This is a genomic window from Azospirillum thiophilum, assembly GCF_001305595.1.
Classification (GTDB): Bacteria; Pseudomonadota; Alphaproteobacteria; order Azospirillales; family Azospirillaceae; genus Azospirillum; species Azospirillum thiophilum.
In genome coordinates this window covers 2,505,000-2,522,681 of sequence record NZ_CP012401.1, presented here as the reverse complement: position 1 = coordinate 2,522,681, position 17,682 = coordinate 2,505,000, and the positions used below count along the sequence as shown (strand labels likewise).

Here is a 17,682-nt window from a genome sequence, read left to right as displayed (position 1 = left end):
GCTTAGCTGGAAAAAAGAGTTGCGCACATTATCCCTCCCCGCCGTCATCGGCAAGAGCGCCCGGACCGCTGTTTTCGCAGGTCTCCTCGCCCTGATCGCCGCGCTTCCCGGCGCCCTTCCGGCGGCAGCCGCGCTGAGCCCCCAGGACATCGCGATCTATCGCGAAGCCTTCAAGCTGGCCGACGGCGATAGACTGGCCGAGGCGCAGGGCGTCGCGTCGCAGGCACGTGACCCGCTGCCGGCCAAGGTCATCCGCTGGATGGCGCTGGCCAGCCCCGGCGGCGGCAGCTTCGCCGACATCGCCGCCTTCGTCCGCGAAAATCCGGACTGGCCGAACATGGCGGGACTGCGCCGGCAGGCGGAAATGGCGATGCCGGATCTGCCGCCCGCCGACGTGGTGGAGTGGTTCCGCCAGAACCCGCCGCAGACCAACGACGGCTTCGTCCGCTACGCCGACGCGCTGATCGCCACCGGCAGCGTGGAGCGGGCGACCACCCTGATCCGCCAGCGCTGGGCCGACTCCATCCTGGGCGCGGACGAGGAGGCGACCTTCCTCGCCCGCTATACCCCCTATCTGCGCCAGCAGGACCACAAGGCCCGCATCGACCGGCTGCTCTGGGCCAGGCAGGAGGCGCCGGTGCGCCGCATGCTGCCCTTCTTCGACGAGGCGTACGACACGCTGATCGAGGCGCGCATCGCGCTGGACGGCGACAGCGCCGGCGCCGAGGCGGCGCTGTCGCGCGTCACCCCGGCCCTGCGCGACGATCCCGGCCTGATGTTCGACCGCGCCCGCTATCTGCGCCGCCGCGGCGACGATGCCGGCGCGCTGGAGATCATCGCCAAGGCCGGCAACGACATGGGCCGGCCGCAATCCTGGTGGTCGGAGCGCCATCTGCTGGCCCGCCGGGCGATGGAGCGCGGCGACCACAACCTCGCCTACCGGCTGGTCAGCACCAACGGCATGAGCGAGGGCAGCGCCTTCGCCGACGCGGAGTTCCTGTCGGGCTTCCTGGCGTTGCGCTTCCTCGACAAGCCGTCGGAGGCCTTCGCGCATTTCCACAAGCTCTTTCGCTCGGTCACCGCGCCGATCAGCAAGGCACGCGGCGCCTACTGGTGCGGCCGGGCCGCCGAAGCGCTGGGAGAGACCGGGCCGGCGCGTGACTGGTACGCCAAGGCGGCGACCTACCCCACCACCTTCTATGGCCAGCTCGCCTTCCGCCATGTCTCCGGCGGCAGCGTCGCCCTGCCCCCGCCGCCGGCCGTGTCGAGCACCGACACGGCGACCTTCAACAAGCGCGAGGTGGTGCGTGTCGCCCGCCTGCTGGCGGAGATCGGCGGCAGCACCGACGACCGGCTGGGCAGCTTCGTCCGCCGCGTCAGCCTCGATGCCAAGATCCCGGCCGACTATGTGCTGGCCGCCCGGCTGGCGAGCGAGGTCGGCCGCCGCGACCTCGCCGTCGCCGCCGCCAAGGACGCCGCGCAGAACGAGGTGTTCCTGGTCGATGCCGGCTATCCGATGATCGACGCCCGCCCGGCGGCGCCCGAACTTGCGCTGGTCCACGGCATAATCCGGCAGGAGAGCACCTTCAACCCGACCATCGTGTCGTCGGCCGGTGCGCGCGGGCTGATGCAGCTGATGCCGGCGACGGCGCAGCTGGTGGCCGGCAAGCTGGGGCTGAAGCATACCAACGCCCGGCTGACCGCCGATCCCGGCTACAACATCACGCTCGGGTCCGCCTATCTGGCCGACCTGATCGACCGCTTCAACGGCTCCTGGGTGATGGCGATCGCCGGCTACAATGCCGGGCCGAACCGGGTGCGCCAATGGATCCAGACCTATGGCGATCCCCGCACCGAGGCGGTGGACGTGGTCGATTGGATCGAGCTGATCCCGATCTCGGAGACCCGAAACTATGTTCAGCGCGTGCTGGAGGCCGTGCAGGTCTACCGCGCCCGGCTGAACGGCGACCGGGCGGAACCGAACCTGGACCGCGACTTGCGGCGGTAGGGGAAGCCGCGGCAAGGCGCGGCGGAGTTTCCCTCACCCCTTCGGCCGTTCCGACCGCCCGTAATTGCTGAAATGCCCCTGCTTGGCCGCCATCCGGCGGGCCGACTGGACGACGGCGCCGGACTTGCCCTCCGGCGCGACGTTCGACATCTGGCGGGACAGCCCGGCACTGCCGCAGGAGGGACAGGCGGGCGTGTCGCCGGAACGGACCAGGGTCTCGAACCCATGGCCGCAGTCGTTGCAGCGGTAGCTATAGAGCGGCATCGGGACCTCGCTGGACGGTCGGGCGGATCGCGCCGGCCCGATTATCCTGCAAAGACCATAAATTTAAAACGGCTTTGTTGCGCCGCACTCAAGACAGGGCAAGCGGCGCAGCTCTACGCCGCCGGCCCGCCGAAATCGAAGCCGGCGGCCTCGACCGCCTCGCGCACGGTGTCCGCCGGGATGCCGCCCTCGACCAGCACGGTGCCGGTGGCAAGGTCCACGGTGACGGCGGCGTCGGGCGCCGCCTTGGTGATCGCGTTCGAGACCGAGCGGGCGCAGCCGCCGCAGGTCATCCCATCCACCTTGTACGCATCGGCCATCGTCAAAGCTCCATCGGCTCCGGGTCAGCCACCGGCATGGTGCATCCGCACCACGGCGCTGACCGGGACAAGTACGAAGCCACGCTTTTGCACCTCCGGCAGCCAGGATGCCAGAGCGTCGATTGTCGCATCGTGCGGATGACCGATGGCGACGGCATAGCCCTGGTGCCTCGCCGTCTGCTCCACCTTCGCCAGCTGGGCCTTCACCGCTGCTACCGTCTCGACATTGTCGAGGAAGATGTCCCGGCCGACCCAGGGCATCTTCAATTCCCGCGCAAGGCCGATTCCGGCGCTGTTGGGCGTGGTCCGGCTGTCCAGCCACAGCAGGCCGCGGCGGTGCAGTTCGGCCAGCACCGGAGCCAGCGCCGCGCGGTCGGCGGTGAAGCGGCTGCCCATGTGGTTGTTGACCCCGACATAGCCGTCGAAGCTGTCCAGCGCGGCGCGGAAACGCCTGATGACCTCGCCCTTGTCCAGCGACACCAGCAGGGCGTTGGGGCCGGGGTCGGCCTTGACGCTGGGCTCCATCGGCATGTGCAGCATCAGTTCGTGCCCGTTGGCGCGGGCGGATCCGGCCTGCGCCGGCAGATCGCGGGCATAGGGCAGCCAGGACAGGGTCAGCGGGCCGCGCAGCGCCGCCATCCGTGTCGACCGTTTGCGGTCCAGCCCCATGTCGTCGATGACGATGGCGATCATCGGCCTGCCCGGCGGCACCTCGGTCGGCAAGGCGTTCCGGCGCCACAGCGCGGCGTTGCCGGGCGGGGCCTGGACCGTCGGCAGCGCCGGCGGGCTGGGAGGCGGCAGCATCGCAACATTGGTGACGGGCGGGCGCGGTTCGGCGGCCTGCTGGGCCGGCTTCTCCGACATGGCCTGCTCCGGTCCCTCTGCCGCTCCCTCTGCCGCCTGCTGGGCGGCAGCAGGCTTGGCGGCGGCCGTCGGTTCGGCCTTGACCGCTGGGAGCGGCGGAGGCTGTACGGCGGCCTGCTGCACCGGCGCCGTTTGGGCGCGCTCGCCTCCCGACCGGCCGCCGGTCAGGGTTGCCACCCCCATCGCCACGGCGAACACCGCGGCGACGGCGGCCAACGCCAGGACGAAGGGGTTGGACAGAAAGGGCGGGAGCGGAGACTTGCGGGTTTTCGAAGGCGCCTTGCGGGCCATGGTGACGACGTCCATCCTGCGACCGGGGCGCCGCACAGTGGCACCCCGTCCCGGCATCCGCAATCGCCCAAACGGCACAAGACCATAGCGGTCGGCGCAGGATTCCCCATCCGGCCCCTGCCCCGGCCAAGCCCTACTCCCCGGAGTCCGTCCGATGCGTCCCATCCTTGTCACTGCTGCGCTCGTGCTGGCCGCCGCCGCGACTCCGGCATCGGCCGCAGGACTGGACTGCCCGGCGAGCCTGACCGTGCAGGCGCAGCCCGACGCCCCCGGCGGCTGGTCGCCCTACCCAGGGCGCGACAGCCACGGCTTTGCCGGTGTCTCCATCGTCGAGGGCGACCGCGCCGCCCAGATGGCGTCCGCCGCCCCCGCCACCCTTGCGCCCGACCGGGAGGTGCGGCGCGGGCGCAACCTGCTCCAGGTCTGGGAGTTCGCCGGGCCACGGCGCGAGACCGTCTTCCTGGTCTGCCGCTACCGCGACACCCAGGCGACGCTGGCCGCCGACCTGCCGCGCAGCATCCGCCGCTGTACCCTGACGCTGGAGACCGACATTCGCGGCGCCGTCCTGGACGAGCCGAAGACGCCGCCCCGGCTCGATTGCCGCTGACCCAATCATCCCCCGGTGCCGCTGTCGGTCCTGCGCCATGCGCGGAGGCTGGAAATCCGCCCCCTCAGCGGCTAGGGTGTCCGTCGTTGGAACAGGGCCGGAACGGCCCCGCCCCGGTCCGGGTCCAACCGGATCGGGCGCGATACGACGATACGGCCGAAGGTGGAAGGCGGAAGGCGCATGCTGCTGCTCATCGACAATTACGACAGCTTTACCTACAACCTCGTCCATTACCTGGGCGAGCTTGGCGCCGACGTGCAGGTCCGCCGCAACGACACCCTGTCGGTGGACGAGGCGCTTGCCCTGCGCCCCGATGGAATCGTGCTGTCGCCCGGCCCCTGCGATCCCGACCGCGCCGGCATCTGCCTGCCCCTCATCGACGCCGCCGCCAAGGCGCGGCTGCCGCTGATGGGCGTGTGCCTGGGCCATCAGTCGATCGGCCAGGCCTTCGGCGGCCGGGTGATCCGCGCGCCGGTGCCGATGCACGGCAAGGTCGACGACATCCGGCATGACGGCCGCGGCGTGCTGGCCGGCCTGCCCAGCCCGTTCCGCGCCACCCGCTACCATTCGCTGATCGTCGAGCGCTCGACCCTGCCCGCCTGCCTGGAGGTGACCGGCGAGACCGCCGACGGCCTGATCATGGCGCTGGCCCACCGCGAGCTGCCGATCCACGGCGTTCAGTTCCACCCCGAAAGCATCGAGAGCGAGCATGGCCACCAGATTCTGCGCAACTTCCTGGACCTGACCGGTCCGCGCATGGAGAGTGCGGCGGCATGAGCGGCGACCTCAACGACATGAAGGCCATCCTGGGCAAGGTCGCCACCGGCGCCGCCCTGACCGAGGCCGAGGCCGGCTTCGCCTTCGACATCATCATGTCCGGCAACGCCACCCCGTCGCAGATGGGCGGCTTCCTGATGGCGCTGCGTGTGCGCGGCGAGACGGTGGACGAGATCGCCGGCGCTGCCCGCGTCATGCGCGCCAAGGCGATCCCGGTCGAGGCGCCAGAGGGCACCATCGACACCTGCGGTACGGGCGGCGACGGTGCCGGCACCTACAACATCTCCACCGCCGCGGCGCTGGTGGTGTCGGCTTGCGGCGTGCCGGTCGCCAAGCACGGCAACCGCGCCATGTCGTCGAAATCGGGCGCCGCCGACGTGCTGGGCTCGCTCGGCGTCAATCTGGACTGCGACTTCCCGCTGGTGCGCAAGGCTCTGTGGGACGCCGGCATCGGCTTCCTGATGGCGCCGCGCCACCATCTCGCCATGCGCAACGTCGGCCCGACCCGGGTCGAGCTGGGCACCCGCACCATCTTCAACCTTCTGGGGCCGCTCGCCAACCCGGCGACCGCAAGACGCCAGGTGCTGGGCGTCTTCTCCCGGCAGTGGGTGGAGCCGCTGGCCCAGGTGCTGAAGCGGCTGGGCTCGGAGGCCGCCTGGATCGTCCATGGCTCCGACGGGCTGGACGAGATCACCACCACCGGCCCGACCACCGTCGCCCAGTTGAAGGACGGCGAGGTCACGGTGTTCGAGGTGACGCCGGAGGATGCCGGCCTGCCGCGCGCCAGGGCCGAGGATCTGAAGGGCGGCGACGCCCAGGTCAATGCCGCGGCGATCCACGCCCTGTTCGACGGGGTGCGCACCCCCTACCGCGACATCGTGCTGCTGAACGCTGCCGCCGCCCTGATCGTGGCCGGCCGGGCCGCGACGCTGAAGGACGGCGTTGCCCTCGCCGCCGACGCCATCGACGGCGGCGGCGCCCGCGACCGCCTGCGCCGGCTGGTCGCCATCACCAACGAGGCTTTGGCCTGATGAGCGACGTTCTGACCCGCATCAATGCCGACAAGCGCGCGCTGGTGGCCTCCCGCAAGGCTGCCCGCCCGCTGTCGGAGGTCGAGGCCGCCGCCAGGGCCGCCACCGAGGCCGACCCGCCGCGCGGCTTCATCCGCGCGCTGGGCGCTGCGGTCGAGGCCGGCCGCTACGGGCTGATCGCCGAGATCAAGAAGGCCAGCCCATCCAAGGGGCTGATCCGCGCCGACTTCGACCCGCCGGCCCTCGCCCGCGCCTATCGCGATGGCGGGGCGAGCTGCCTGTCCGTGCTGACCGACGAGCCCTATTTCCAGGGCTGCGACGAATATCTGGTGGCCGCCCGCGCCGCGGTCGACCTCCCGGTCCTGCGCAAGGACTTCATGATCGACCCCTACCAGATCGTCGAGGCCCGCGCCCTGGGGGCCGACTGCATCCTGATCATCATGGCCTCGCTGTCCGACGCCCAGGCGGCGGAGATCGAGGATGCGGCGATCGCCCAGGGGCTCGACGTGCTGGTCGAGGTGCATGACCGCGCCGAGCTCGACCGGGCGCTGCTGCTGAGGACGCCGCTTCTCGGCATCAACAACCGCAATCTCAAGACCCTGGCCGTCGACATCGCGACGACGGAGGAACTGGCGGCCAACGTGCCGGCCGACCGCATGCTGGTGGCGGAAAGCGGACTCTACGGCCCGGCCGACCTCGCCCGCATGGCGAAGGTCGGGGCGCGCTGCTTCCTGGTCGGCGAATCGCTGATGCGGCAGGCCGACGTCACGGCGGCGACCCGTGCGCTGCTGGCAGCTGCTTGAACCCCGATGGCCTGACCCGCTTGGCGTGAATGGAGGAGTGCGAGGGATGCCGGACATCGTCATCGCCGCGGAAAGCCCACGGCAGGACGCCGTGATCGCCCTGGTCGCTGCGCTCGACCGCTATCTGCTCGACCTCTATCCGGCCGATACCTGCCACCTGCTGGACATCGACTCCCTGGAAGCGCCGGATGTCCGCTTCTTCGTCGCCCGCAAGGACGGCTTGCCGGCCGGCTGCGCCGCCCTGCGGGTCGATCCGGCCGGCTATGGCGAGGTCAAGCGGATGTTCGTCGACCCGGCAGCCCGCGGCCACCGCATCGGCGAACGGCTGCTGGCCCGGCTGGAGGAGCAGGCACGGGCGGAAGGCCTGACCGCCCTGCTCCTCGAATCAGGCATCCACCAGCACGAGGCGCTCGCCCTCTACCGCAAGGCCGGCTTCACCGACCGCGGCCCCTACGCCTGCTATGAAGAGAACGGGGTCAGCGTCTTCATGGAAAAGCCCTTGAACATCCCTGTGCCACATCCCGTGCCGGAGACCGTCGCATGAGCGGCTTCACCCATTTCGACGCCGAGGGCAAGGCAGTGATGGTCGATGTTTCCGACAAGGCGGACACCGAACGCACTGCCACCGCCGCCGCCACCGTGCTGATGCAGCCGGAGACACTGGCGCTGATCATGCAGGGCGGCGTGAAGAAGGGCGACGTGCTGTCGGTCGCCCGGCTTGCCGGCATCATGGGCGCCAAGCGCACGCCGGACCTGATCCCGCTGTGCCATCCGCTGATGCTGACCTCGGTCAAGGTCGATCTGTCCTGCGACCCGGCGCGCAACGCGGTCGACCTCACCGCCACCTGCAAGCTGAAGGGACAGACCGGCGTGGAGATGGAGGCGCTGACCGCCGTCACCGTCGCGGCGCTGACCGTCTACGACATGTGCAAGGCGGTGGACCGCGGCATGACCATCACCGACGTGCGCCTGCTGCACAAGGCCGGCGGCAAGAGCGGCGAATGGGGAGCCGCCACATCCTCCATATCCGCCACGCCGCCGGCAACCGGAGCCTGATGCCATGATCTCCGTTGCGGAGGCGCGTGCCCGCATCCTGTCGGCCTTCGCCCCCCTGCCGGCGGAGACGGTCGCCCTGCCCGACGGCTTGGGGCGCGTGCTGGCCGAGCCGGTGGTGTCCCGCCTGACCCAGCCGCCTTTCCATGCCGCAGCGATGGATGGCTGGGCGGTGCGCGCCGCCGACATTGCCGCCGCGACCGCCGACCGTCCGGTGCCGTTGCGGCGCTCCGGCGAATCCGCCGCCGGCCATGCCTTCGCCGGCAGCGTCGGCGCGGGCGACGCGGTGCGCATCTTCACCGGCGCTCCCCTGCCCGATGGCGCGGACGCCGTGGTGATGCAGGAGGATTGCCACGCCGACGACGCCGTCGTCCGGGTCGGCCGGTCGGTTGCCGCCGGCCGTTTCGTGCGCCGTGCCGGATTCGACTTCGCCGCCGGGCAGGAACTGCTGCCGAAGGGACGGCGCCTGACCGCGCGCGACATCGCGCTGGCTGCCGGCGGCAACGTACCCTGGCTGACAGTGCATCGCCGGCCGCGGATCGCCGTGCTTGCGACCGGCGACGAGATCGCCCTGCCCGGCGACCCGCTTGGGCCGAGCCAGATCGTCAGCACCAACGCGCTCGGCCTGTGCGCGCTGATTGCCGCACAGGGCGGCCTCGCCCACAATCTGGGTGTCGCCAAGGATACGGCGGACAGCGTCGCGACCATGGCGAAGGGGGCGGCCGGCTGCGACCTGCTGGTCACCACCGGGGGCGCCGCTCAGGGCGACTACGACCTCGTGCGCGACGTGCTGGCGGAAAGCGGCGTCGCGCTCGACGTGCAGGCCGTGGCGATGCGGCCGGGCAAGGCGCTGATGTTCGGCCGGGCCGGGGCGGTGCCGCTGCTCGGGCTGCCCGGCAACCCGGTTTCCACCGGCGTCACCGCACTGCTGTTCCTGCGGCCGATCCTGCGTGTCCTGCAGGGGCTGCCGCCGGAGGACGACCGGCTGCCGCTGCGCGCCCGCCTGACTGTCGGGCTGCGGGCCAACGACCGCCGCGAGGACTATCTCCGTGCAACATTGGCGGCAGATGGCGACGGTGCCCTAACAGTGACCCCCTTCGCCCGGCAGGACAGCGCCCTCACCTCGCTCTATGCCCAGGCCGATTGCCTGATCCCCCGGCTACCCAACGCCGACCCGGAGCCGGCCGGAGCAGTGGTTACAGTGCTACCTCTGATAGATGGCGTGCTAAGTCTCTGATATTTCAGGAGTTTTCATCCCGTTCTTACCGGCATCCGGCTGTCGTGATACCCAGGTTCGACCTGCTTTTCACCGCGGAGGATCCTGTATGTTTTGCTCGCTGGCACCCGTCGACGCAAGATCGCCGACATCGAAGCGCGGGGAATCGCTGTCAATTATACAGCTTGTCAATGAAGCAATCGATGCAGGCCCGTGCCGGGACGATGTCGGCATAAGTGCGGCCGCCGATCTATTCGGTCTTGAGCGTCGTGATGAAGCTATCCGCCATGGCATTGTCCTAAGGACAGTCAGCCCGGCTCATGCTTGATGAACGCTATGAGCCTCCAGACAGGCCCGTTTCAGGCCCGGCATCGCGGCCTGAGCCTGACCAGCCAGCGGCAGACCGCGCCGCTAAGCCCCGGTTGAAAATCGCCGTCCGCGCCTCCCCCCTTGGGTCTCGATGCGTCCACACGCCAGCCGGTGCGTCGGCGGACTTTCACGCGCCCGCACGGTCGTGTATGAAGCAACCATGACGCTCATCACGACAACCGACGCCCTGCAGGCCTTCTGTCAGTCACTGGCAGGGGCCGAATTCATCACGGTCGATACCGAGTTCCTGCGGGAAAAGACCTATTGGCCCCAACTGTGCCTCGTCCAGATCGGCGGGCCCGACAGTGCGGTCGCCATCGACCCACTGGCGGAAGGAATCGACCTGACGCCTCTGTTCGCGCTGATGAGCGATGCGTCGGTCCTCAAGGTGTTCCACGCCGCCCGCCAGGACGTGGAAATCTTCTGGCACCTTTCCGGTCAAATTCCGCACCCGCTGTTCGACACCCAGGTCGCCGCGATGGTCTGCGGCTTCGGCGAGAGCGTCGGATATGAGACCCTGGTCACCAAGCTGGCAGGCGCCCGCATCGACAAGTCCAGCCGATTCACCGACTGGTCGCACCGCCCGCTGACCGAGCGGCAGTTGACCTACGCGCTTTCCGACGTCATCCACCTGCGCCCTGCCTACGAGAAGCTGAAGCGCCGCCTCGCGCGGTCCGGCCGGTCGCACTGGCTGGAGGAAGAGATGGCGATCCTGACCGACCCGAAGACATATCGGGTTGATCCGGAAAGTTCCTGGATGCGGCTGAAGGTCCGGACCAACAAGCCCCGCTTCATGGCGATCCTGAAGGAGCTGGCGGCGTGGCGCGAGCGTGAGGCCCAGCGCCGGGATCAGCCGCGGTCCCGCGTGCTGCGCGACGAGGCGCTGCTGGAGATCGCCGCCCACGCCCCCACCACCGTCGACGACCTCGCCCGCACCCGCGGGCTCGGCCGCGGTTTCGCCGAAGGGCGGCAAGGGACCGACGTGATGGCTGCGGTGCAGGCGGGACTCGACCTGCCGGACAGCGCCCTGCCCCGCGTCGAACCGCGCGAGGAGCCGCCGCCCGGACTGCAGCCCATCGTCGAACTTCTGCGCGTCCTGCTGAAGATGAAGTGTGACGAGAACAACGTCGCGGCGAAGCTGGTGGCGTCCTCGGCCGATCTGGAGGCGCTGGCCGCCGATGATTCCGCCGATATTCCGGCGATGCAGGGATGGCGGCGCGAACTGTTCGGCAATGATGCGCTGGCGCTGAAGCACGGAAAGATCGGTTTGGCGGTCATCGAACGTCGCGTCCGCATCGTTCCTGCTGGGGAACCGCGCCCGGTTGCCGTGCCGGCCGAATCGGAAACTTGACCTTTTCGGATGGCGTCGCTTCGATGATTGCATCGCCTTTGCGGAGATCCGGGCATGGCGATGCCCGGACTTGGTCCTTAAGGGCTTTTTAAGGACAGTTACAGTTAACATAGGTTCGGCTCCGCAGGATCTGCGCGGCGACCATGCGGTCGGGGTCTCGTGCCCCAGGCCGGGAATGAAGGCTGCCGCGATAATGAGCAGCCGGCGATACGGATGGTTGGCAGGCGCGAGGCTTGTTTTGGGAGTGAAGCACCGATGAGCAGGTTTGGCGGCAGACCACCGATGGGACGGGACCGTGTCCGGCTTTCCACCACGGAAAAGCAGGCTGCCGTCGCCGCCGCCAAGGATCAGAAGCCCGAGTTCGACAATGACAAGCTGCTGAACCTGCTGCGGTCCGCCAAGAACGAGCTGCAGGGCATGCGCCTGATCCACATGCACCTGTCGCTGCTGAAGGATCGCGACCCTACCGGCCAGATGATGGTGCGCAGCATCATCCAGGAGTTGGCGAGCAAGGCGTCCTACCTCCAATCCTTCAACATATCCAATGGCGACGTCATCGTCCTCTACAAGGGGTTGAAGCTGACCGGAGTAACCGACGTCTGCCAGACGGTGGAGCAGGTCTTCCTGTCAAAGACGACGCTGACCGGGCCGAATCCCTACAAGGAATATTCGCTTTATTCCATTATGGAACTGGCGTTGAACTTCATCAACGTCATCCGTTTCATCGAGGAATTGCAGGCGACGGAGACGGGCCACCACGTCACCGAGACCAAGCCGCCGATCACCCTGGAAGAGTTGGGCAAGCTCGAACGCTCGATGCAGATGTTCGACCTGTCGCCCTTCCTGTTTAACCAGGGCATCGCCAACATCGGCGGCGGCGAAGCCGACATGGAGTATTATGAGCTCTACATCTCGATCAAGCTGCTGCAGGAGCGGCTCTGTCCGGATTACGACATCACAGCCAACAAGTGGCTGTTCAACTACTTCACCGCCAACCTCGACCAGTCGGTGCTGCGGGCACTGAACCATGGACTCAGCTTCATGCGCGGACGGCGGATCGGCATCAACATCAACCTGTCCACCGTCATCTCCACCGGCTTCGTGAAGTTCGACGAACGGCTGCCGATCGACTTCCGCGGGCAGGTGGTGCTCGAGGTGTCGAAGGGCGACCTGATCGAGAATCTGCCGCTGTTCAACGAGGTGGTGGAATTCGCGCAAGATCGCCGGTATCAGATCGCGGTCGACGGGCTGAACCCGTTCTGGGTAACGAATTTCGACCTGGAATACCTGAACGCGGACTACGCCAAGATATTCTGGTCCAACGACATGCTAGAGATGGAGCCAAGCTTCGAGAAGTATTTCCGCGAGCGCATCTCTGAACAGGACCGCTGCAAATTTATCCTGGCGCGCTGCGACAGCGTTTCCAGCTTGGTCTATGCCCACAAGATGGGGATCAATCTGGTCCAGGGCCGCGCGGTGGACAACATCCTGCGCAAGGGCGTCAGCGTCCGCGAAGCCATCGCCCACGCCAAGGTTGATTGACGCCCGGCCCAGTCAGGGTCAGAGATTACGGTTTCAGGACTTGCGGGGCGCCTGCCGCAGCAGCCGGTCGGCCCAGGCCGGCGGCAGCAGCGCCAAGAGCCAGACCGCGGTCATCATCGGCCAGGGGAAGGCGATCCGTGCGGCGTTGCGCTCCAGCCCGCGGCGGATGACCAGGGCGGCGTCCGCCGTCTCCATCAGGAAAGGCATGGGGAAACGGTTGACCGCCGTCATCCTGCTCTTGACGAATCCCGGGCAGATCACCGACACGCGAATTCCCGCTTCGGCCAGATCGCCGCGCAGTGCCTCGCCGTAGACCCGCACCATCGCCTTGCTGGCGCAATAGGCCGGCGCACCTGGCAGGCCGCGGAACCCGGCGAGCGAGGCCATCAGGGCGATCTGTCCCCGCCCCCGCGCACGCATCGTCGGCAGCAGCGGATGGATGCTGTTGAGCACGCCGTCGATATTGACGGCCAGGATGCGGCGCGCCTGTTCCTCCGTCTCGCCGCCGGCTCCGGTGCCGGCCGACATTCCGGCATTGGCGATCAGGAGATCGACAGGCGTGCCGGCATCGATTCGCTGCAACCAGTCCGCCATCGCCGCCCGGTCGGTCACATCGACGGTCGCCACAGCGACATGCGCCCCGGCGACACGACAGCGTGCCGCCACCTCCTCCAGCCGCGCGGAGTCGCGGCCGGTCAGTGCCAGGGCCACGCCCGGGGCGGCATAGAGAACGGCAAGTGCTTCGCCGATACCGCTGGAGGCACCGGTGATGACGATGGAACGCGGCTGCTTCATGGAACCTCTGCCCTGTCCGCCAGTTGCCGGATGGTGCCGGAGCTTGTTGTCGGGTACTGTCGAGTTTATAAGCTCCGCAAATCCGACACCGCTTTTAAAATGAGGCCGCCTTGCCCGCCCATCGCCCCGTCATAGCCAGCATGACCGGATTCGCACGAGTCGACGGGCACGGCGACGGCTATTCCTGGACCTTCGAGGCCAAGAGCGTCAACGGCCGCAGCCTCGACCTGCGCTGCCGCCTGCCGTCGGGTTTCGATAGCATCGAGGCGGCGGCCCGCGCCGACCTGCCGAAGCGGCTGGCGCGCGGCAACGTCAATCTGACGCTAACCGTCAATCGTGCCCAGGACGTGTCGCAACTGCGCATCAACCGCGTGCTTCTGACCCAGGTGCTGGAACTCGCCCGCGAGATCGAGGGGGCCGGTGCGGCGCCGCCACGTCTGGATTCGCTGCTGGCCATCCGCGGCATCATCGAACCGGTGGAAGAGGATCAGACCGAGGCGCGTGAGCGCGTCGAAGCGGCGATCAAGATCGACCTCGCCAAGCTGATTGACCAACTCGTCGTCAACCGCATCGCCGAGGGCAACCGCATCGCAGAAGTGCTGAACGGCCATCTCGACGAGGTCGCCCGGCTGGTCGATGCCGCGTCGGCCTGCGCTTCGACCCAGCCCGAGGCGCTGCGCGAGAAGCTGCGAGCCCAGGTCACCGCGATCCTGGGATCCTTCCCGGCCTTGCCCGAGGAACGGCTCGCCCAGGAAGCCGCCATCCTGATCGGCAAGGCCGACGTGCGGGAGGAACTGGATCGGCTGCGCGCCCACATCCGCGCCGCCCGCGACCTGATGGCGGAGGGCGGCGCCATCGGCCGCCGATTCGACTTCCTGTGCCAGGAATTCAACCGCGAGGCCAACACCCTGTGCTCCAAATCGGCCGACGTCGAACTGACCCGCATCGGCCTCTCGCTGAAGGCCTCGATCGAGCAGCTTCGCGAGCAGGTCCAAAACATCGAGTGATCGCCATGGCCCCGACCACTTCATCCCTCATCCACCGGCGCGGTTTCATGCTGGTGCTGTCCTCCCCGTCCGGCGCCGGCAAGACGACCATTGCCCGCGGCCTGCTCGAGCGCGATACCGGCATCACCATGTCCGTGTCGGTCACCACGCGGATGATGCGGCCGGGCGAGATCGAAGGGCAGGACTATCACTTCATCGACCAGCAGCGCTTCGACCGCATGGCCGAGAGCGGAGACCTGCTGGAACATGCCCGCGTCTTCGGCAACTGCTACGGCACGCCGCGCATGGCGGTGGAGGATGCGCTGGGGGCCGGCCGCGACGTGCTGTTCGCCATCGACTGGCAGGGCGCGCAACAGCTGGCGCAGAATGCCCGCGACGATCTGGTCAGCGTCTTCGTACTGCCACCGTCGGTAACGGAGTTGGAACGCCGCCTGCGCGGCCGTGGCCAGGATTCTGAAGAGGTCATCGCCAACCGCATGGCCAAGGCCTCCAACGAGATCAGCCACTGGCCGGAATACGACTACGTCATCGTCAACAGCGACGTCGACGAGAGCATCGCCGCGGTCGCGTCGATCCTGCACGCGGAACGGCTGCGCCGCCGCCGTCAAGTTGGTCTGCCGGAGTTCGTGCGCAGCATTCAGGACACGCTGTAAAGCGCTGCTTTTAGGGATTTACCGGTTGGGAAAGGGCTTCGGCCTGACCTTGATCTCATGGTCGGGCGGGCCGTCGCCGCCGTCCGGCTGGCGGCCACGGTAATAGCCTTTTTGCCAGCGTTCTTGGGCTGCCGTGCTTCCGGGGGTCTTCAGGTCGGTGTTGAAGCGGCTGCGCGACTCGGCCCAGGCCCGGTACTGCGCCGCCGTTTCCGGATCGCCGTCCAGGTCGCGGACCTCGGGCGTCAGGCTCTCCACCAGACCGCGCTGGACCGGCATCAGGTGGGCGAAGGGTTCGCCCTTCTCCCAGGTGACCGGCACATCGGGTGCGGTGAACTTCCAATTCATGGTGAAGGGATAGGGCGACCAGTCGGTCTCGATGATGCCCGATAGCCCAACGATGCCGTGTTTCGGGTGGTTCAGCGGCCCGGTGACCATCAGGTTGACGCCCGGCGGCGTGCGGAACAGCGCCGCAACGTGGAATGTCAGCACGCCGCTACCGAAATGGCTGGCCGGCAGCAGCGGATGGGGTGCGTCCGCCGTGATGCGGATGGCGTCGACGCCGGTGCCGCCGTCCCAAACGGCGGTGGCCCGCACCGGGCAGCAGACTTCCCACCCATGCATGCTGGCGATGTTGAGCGGCAGGCAGCGGTAGCCGTACTGCTCCGGCAAGGCGTCGATCCAGTCGCGCGTCGGGCGCGCCGGGCGAATGTCGGGCAGCGCTCCCGACAGCGGATAGGCGATGAGCGTCATGCTTGGCATCCTGCCAGACTTCCCCATCGGACGTAACCCCGTGGTTGCCGGATGGCAACAACCGGCAAGACGCCCATTCGGATTAATCCTAAGCGCGCATTAGAGATTGGACTTACCGGTCATAGTCCAGTATCGAATCCGCTTTACATTAGTATTTTTTAATTGATGCAACCGGCCGCGAGTCGACGCCCTCTCCCCGACGGCGGCGGAGGCGTGTGGTGCGGATGCGGGGGAAGACGGGCAATGATCTTCAGACTTCACAGCATCAAGGCAAAGCTCTTGATCCTTCAGGGGCTTTTTCTCGTCGCCATCCTTGCGGCCGGCATCTGGTCGGCAACGTCGAAGCGCACGACGATGGTCGAGGGTTACCGCAACTCGATCCAGGCGGTGGTGCAGACGTCGCTGTCTATCATGCAGGCCTACGAAGCGCGCGTCGCCAAGGGCGAGTTCAGCCGGGAGGAGGCGCAGAGCCGCGCCAAAGGCGAACTTCGTGCAATCCGCTATTTCGGCAACGAGTATATGTTCGGCTATCTCTTCGATGGCACCAACATGTTCCACGGGGTGCGCCCCGACCTGGAGGGCACCCGCAAGCTGGCCGACTTCAAGGACAGCAACGGGGTGCTGGTGATCCGCGGACTGATCGACTCGGCCCGCAGCGGCGACGGCTTCCTGATCTACAATTTCCCCAAGGCCGGCGGCGCCGAACCGATGCCGAAGCTGGCGCTGGCCGCGATCTTCGAGCCCTGGGGCTGGATGATCGGCACGGGCGTCTATATCGATGACGTCGACGCCGCCTTCCAGCGGACGCTGATCGAGACGCTGGCTGTCACTCTGATCACCGCGCTGCTGCTTGGGCTGGTCGGTTTCCGGCTGGTCACGCGCATCTCCAAGGGGTTGGACTCCATCGGCAACGCCACCGACCGCATCGCCAGGGGCGAACTCGGCACCGAAGTGGCCGGTACCGCCCGCGGCGACGAGGTCGGTGCGCTCGCCCGCTCTGTCGAAACGCTCCGCCTCAGCGCGATCGAGGCCGAGGAGTTGCGCCGGCGCCATGCCGCGCTGGAGCAGGAGGCCGAGCAGGCACGGCGCGTCGCCATGGCCCGCTTGGCCGACGAGTTCGAGAGCAGCGTCGGGGCGATGGTTCGCAGCGTCGCCGAATCCGCCGGTCAGCTGACCCACACCTCCGGCGCCATGAGCAGCGGCGCCGAACAGACCACCCGCCTGATGGGCAGCGCCGCCGGTGCCGCTGAAACCACCTCCGGCAACGTGCAGGCGGTGGCCGGCGCCACCGAGGAGTTGGCCGCCTCCATCCGGGAGATCGCCCAGCAGATCGCCGAATCGACCTCCGGTTCGGCCCGGGCCTTGGAGGATGTGCGCCGCACCTATGCGCTGATCGAACAGTTGGACGACGTCGCCCGCCGCACGGTGGAAGTGGTCGACCTGATCCGTTCCATCGCCGAGCAGACCAACCTGCTGGCGCTGAATGCCACCATCGAAGCGGCCCGCGCCGGCGAGGCCGGCAAGGGGTTCGCCGTGGTGGCGAGCGAGGTGAAGAATCTCGCCAACCAGACGGCCAAGGCGACCGACGACGTCCAGGCCCAGATTTCCGCGATGACCGACGCCACCGCCTCGGTGGTCGAGGCGATGCGCGGGGTCGGCGGCGTCATCGAGACGGTGAACGACGTCGCCTCGAGCATCTCCGCCGCCATCGAGGAGCAGGGTGCCGCAACCCGCGACATCAGCCAGAACGTCAACGAGGCGGCGCAGGGAGTCACGTCGGTGTCGAACAGCCTGAGCATGGTGTGCAGCCACGCCACCGCCACCGGCCAAGCCTCCGCGGAGGTCGCATCCGCGGCCCGCAAGATGGGCGAGCGCGCCGACCGCATGCTGACCGAGGTGTCCGCCTTCGTCGCCCGCGTCCGGCAGGGGTGAAGGACATGCGGCAAGGGAGGTGCCGCGCCGGATGCAATCCGCGACGATC

At 68.1% G+C, this 17,682-nt stretch carries 18 protein-coding genes; 13 read left to right on the top strand and 5 right to left on the bottom strand.

All coding sequences use genetic code 11. The features are described 5' to 3' along the window. The first annotated feature begins 19 nt into the window (after positions 1-19). Complete coding sequence (locus AL072_RS11670; RefSeq protein WP_045580183.1) at positions 20-2,008, top strand: lytic transglycosylase domain-containing protein; 1,989 nt, start codon at positions 20-22, stop codon at positions 2,006-2,008. Between the two features lie 33 nt (positions 2,009-2,041). Here AL072_RS11670 and AL072_RS11665 read toward each other — a convergent pair whose 3' ends face one another. The 3 genes from AL072_RS11665 to AL072_RS11655 form a co-directional block, all read right to left on the bottom strand. Further along, positions 2,042-2,272 (bottom strand): FmdB family zinc ribbon protein, encoded by a 231-nt coding sequence (locus tag AL072_RS11665; protein ID WP_045580184.1) that lies wholly within the window; start codon positions 2,270-2,272, stop codon positions 2,042-2,044. Between the two features lie 113 nt (positions 2,273-2,385). Further along, on the bottom strand, positions 2,386-2,592 hold the full coding sequence (locus tag AL072_RS11660; protein WP_045580185.1) for a heavy-metal-associated domain-containing protein: 207 nt from the start codon (positions 2,590-2,592) through the stop codon (positions 2,386-2,388). Positions 2,593-2,616: 24 nt separating this feature from the next. Then, positions 2,617-3,762, bottom strand: a complete 1,146-nt coding sequence (locus tag AL072_RS11655) for a divergent polysaccharide deacetylase family protein (protein ID WP_245636667.1) — start codon at positions 3,760-3,762, stop codon at positions 2,617-2,619. 139 nt (positions 3,763-3,901) lie between these two features. On the opposite strand from AL072_RS11655, the gene AL072_RS11650 reads away from it, so the two are divergent. From AL072_RS11650 to AL072_RS11610, 9 genes are all read left to right on the top strand, one after another. Continuing rightward, positions 3,902-4,354, top strand: a complete 453-nt coding sequence (locus tag AL072_RS11650) for an STY0301 family protein (RefSeq protein WP_045580186.1) — start codon at positions 3,902-3,904, stop codon at positions 4,352-4,354. A gap of 180 nt (positions 4,355-4,534) precedes the next feature. Continuing rightward, positions 4,535-5,131, top strand: coding sequence for an anthranilate synthase component II (locus AL072_RS11645; RefSeq protein WP_045580187.1), 597 nt, complete (start codon positions 4,535-4,537; stop codon positions 5,129-5,131). Continuing rightward, positions 5,128-6,162 carry an anthranilate phosphoribosyltransferase gene (gene trpD / locus AL072_RS11640; RefSeq protein WP_045580188.1) on the top strand — a complete coding sequence of 345 codons (1,035 nt, stop codon included), beginning with the start codon at positions 5,128-5,130 and terminating at the stop codon, positions 6,160-6,162. The genes AL072_RS11645 and trpD overlap by 4 nt, the downstream gene beginning before the upstream one ends. Next, positions 6,162-6,965, top strand: a complete 804-nt coding sequence (gene trpC, locus AL072_RS11635; RefSeq protein WP_045580189.1) for an indole-3-glycerol phosphate synthase TrpC — start codon at positions 6,162-6,164, stop codon at positions 6,963-6,965. The genes trpD and trpC overlap by 1 nt, the downstream gene beginning before the upstream one ends. A gap of 46 nt (positions 6,966-7,011) precedes the next feature. After that, positions 7,012-7,509 (top strand): GNAT family N-acetyltransferase, encoded by a 498-nt coding sequence (locus tag AL072_RS11630; RefSeq protein WP_045580190.1) that lies wholly within the window; start codon positions 7,012-7,014, stop codon positions 7,507-7,509. Then, positions 7,506-8,021: a cyclic pyranopterin monophosphate synthase MoaC gene (gene moaC, locus AL072_RS11625; protein WP_045580191.1), complete on the top strand. Its 516-nt coding sequence runs from the start codon at positions 7,506-7,508 to the stop codon at positions 8,019-8,021. Before AL072_RS11630 ends, moaC begins: the two co-directional genes overlap by 4 nt. 4 nt (positions 8,022-8,025) lie before the next feature. Further along, positions 8,026-9,255 carry a molybdopterin molybdotransferase MoeA gene (locus AL072_RS11620; protein ID WP_045580192.1) on the top strand — a complete coding sequence of 410 codons (1,230 nt, stop codon included), beginning with the start codon at positions 8,026-8,028 and terminating at the stop codon, positions 9,253-9,255. A 508-nt stretch (positions 9,256-9,763) separates the two neighbouring features. Continuing rightward, positions 9,764-10,954 (top strand): ribonuclease D, encoded by a 1,191-nt coding sequence (gene rnd, locus AL072_RS11615; RefSeq protein ID WP_045580193.1) that lies wholly within the window; start codon positions 9,764-9,766, stop codon positions 10,952-10,954. Between the two features lie 282 nt (positions 10,955-11,236). After that, positions 11,237-12,496 (top strand): EAL domain-containing protein, encoded by a 1,260-nt coding sequence (locus AL072_RS11610; protein ID WP_245636666.1) that lies wholly within the window; start codon positions 11,237-11,239, stop codon positions 12,494-12,496. Positions 12,497-12,529: 33 nt separating this feature from the next. Here AL072_RS11610 and AL072_RS11605 read toward each other — a convergent pair whose 3' ends face one another. After that, positions 12,530-13,291: an SDR family NAD(P)-dependent oxidoreductase gene (locus AL072_RS11605; RefSeq protein WP_045580195.1), complete on the bottom strand. Its 762-nt coding sequence runs from the start codon at positions 13,289-13,291 to the stop codon at positions 12,530-12,532. 140 nt (positions 13,292-13,431) lie between these two features. Here AL072_RS11605 and AL072_RS11600 point away from each other — a divergent pair, with 140 nt between their 5' ends. Together AL072_RS11600 and gmk are read left to right on the top strand one after the other, a co-directional pair. Next, a complete protein-coding gene (locus tag AL072_RS11600; RefSeq protein ID WP_045580196.1) occupies positions 13,432-14,298 on the top strand; it encodes a YicC/YloC family endoribonuclease in 867 nt (288 codons plus the stop codon). A gap of 5 nt (positions 14,299-14,303) precedes the next feature. Continuing rightward, on the top strand, positions 14,304-14,951 hold the full coding sequence (gene gmk / locus AL072_RS11595) for a guanylate kinase (RefSeq protein WP_045582276.1): 648 nt from the start codon (positions 14,304-14,306) through the stop codon (positions 14,949-14,951). Positions 14,952-14,969: 18 nt separating this feature from the next. On the opposite strand, the gene AL072_RS11590 is transcribed toward gmk, so the two are convergent. Next, positions 14,970-15,701: a DUF6065 family protein gene (locus tag AL072_RS11590; RefSeq protein ID WP_045580197.1), complete on the bottom strand. Its 732-nt coding sequence runs from the start codon at positions 15,699-15,701 to the stop codon at positions 14,970-14,972. A gap of 243 nt (positions 15,702-15,944) precedes the next feature. On the opposite strand from AL072_RS11590, the gene AL072_RS11585 reads away from it, so the two are divergent. Continuing rightward, positions 15,945-17,633 (top strand): methyl-accepting chemotaxis protein, encoded by a 1,689-nt coding sequence (locus tag AL072_RS11585; protein ID WP_045580198.1) that lies wholly within the window; start codon positions 15,945-15,947, stop codon positions 17,631-17,633. The last annotated feature ends 49 nt before the right edge of the window (positions 17,634-17,682 follow it).

Excerpts from the sequence above, each read along its gene's own strand:
- AL072_RS11665 (WP_045580184.1), bottom strand. The coding sequence starts at position 2,272 with ATGCCGCTCTATAGCTACCGCTGCAACGACTGCGGCCATGGGTTCGAG.
- AL072_RS11660 (WP_045580185.1), bottom strand. The coding sequence starts at position 2,592 with ATGGCCGATGCGTACAAGGTGGATGGGATGACCTGCGGCGGCTGCGCC.
- AL072_RS11655 (WP_245636667.1), bottom strand. The coding sequence starts at position 3,762 with ATGGACGTCGTCACCATGGCCCGCAAGGCGCCTTCGAAAACCCGCAAG.
- AL072_RS11650 (WP_045580186.1), top strand. The coding sequence starts at position 3,902 with ATGCGTCCCATCCTTGTCACTGCTGCGCTCGTGCTGGCCGCCGCCGCG.
- AL072_RS11645 (WP_045580187.1), top strand. The coding sequence starts at position 4,535 with ATGCTGCTGCTCATCGACAATTACGACAGCTTTACCTACAACCTCGTC.
- trpD (WP_045580188.1), top strand. The coding sequence starts at position 5,128 with ATGAGCGGCGACCTCAACGACATGAAGGCCATCCTGGGCAAGGTCGCC.
- trpC (WP_045580189.1), top strand. The coding sequence starts at position 6,162 with ATGAGCGACGTTCTGACCCGCATCAATGCCGACAAGCGCGCGCTGGTG.
- AL072_RS11630 (WP_045580190.1), top strand. The coding sequence starts at position 7,012 with ATGCCGGACATCGTCATCGCCGCGGAAAGCCCACGGCAGGACGCCGTG.
- moaC (WP_045580191.1), top strand. The coding sequence starts at position 7,506 with ATGAGCGGCTTCACCCATTTCGACGCCGAGGGCAAGGCAGTGATGGTC.
- AL072_RS11620 (WP_045580192.1), top strand. The coding sequence starts at position 8,026 with ATGATCTCCGTTGCGGAGGCGCGTGCCCGCATCCTGTCGGCCTTCGCC.
- rnd (WP_045580193.1), top strand. The coding sequence starts at position 9,764 with ATGACGCTCATCACGACAACCGACGCCCTGCAGGCCTTCTGTCAGTCA.
- AL072_RS11610 (WP_245636666.1), top strand. The coding sequence starts at position 11,237 with ATGGGACGGGACCGTGTCCGGCTTTCCACCACGGAAAAGCAGGCTGCC.
- AL072_RS11605 (WP_045580195.1), bottom strand. The coding sequence starts at position 13,291 with ATGAAGCAGCCGCGTTCCATCGTCATCACCGGTGCCTCCAGCGGTATC.
- AL072_RS11600 (WP_045580196.1), top strand. The coding sequence starts at position 13,432 with ATGACCGGATTCGCACGAGTCGACGGGCACGGCGACGGCTATTCCTGG.
- gmk (WP_045582276.1), top strand. The coding sequence starts at position 14,304 with ATGGCCCCGACCACTTCATCCCTCATCCACCGGCGCGGTTTCATGCTG.
- AL072_RS11590 (WP_045580197.1), bottom strand. The coding sequence starts at position 15,701 with ATGACGCTCATCGCCTATCCGCTGTCGGGAGCGCTGCCCGACATTCGC.
- AL072_RS11585 (WP_045580198.1), top strand. The coding sequence starts at position 15,945 with ATGATCTTCAGACTTCACAGCATCAAGGCAAAGCTCTTGATCCTTCAG.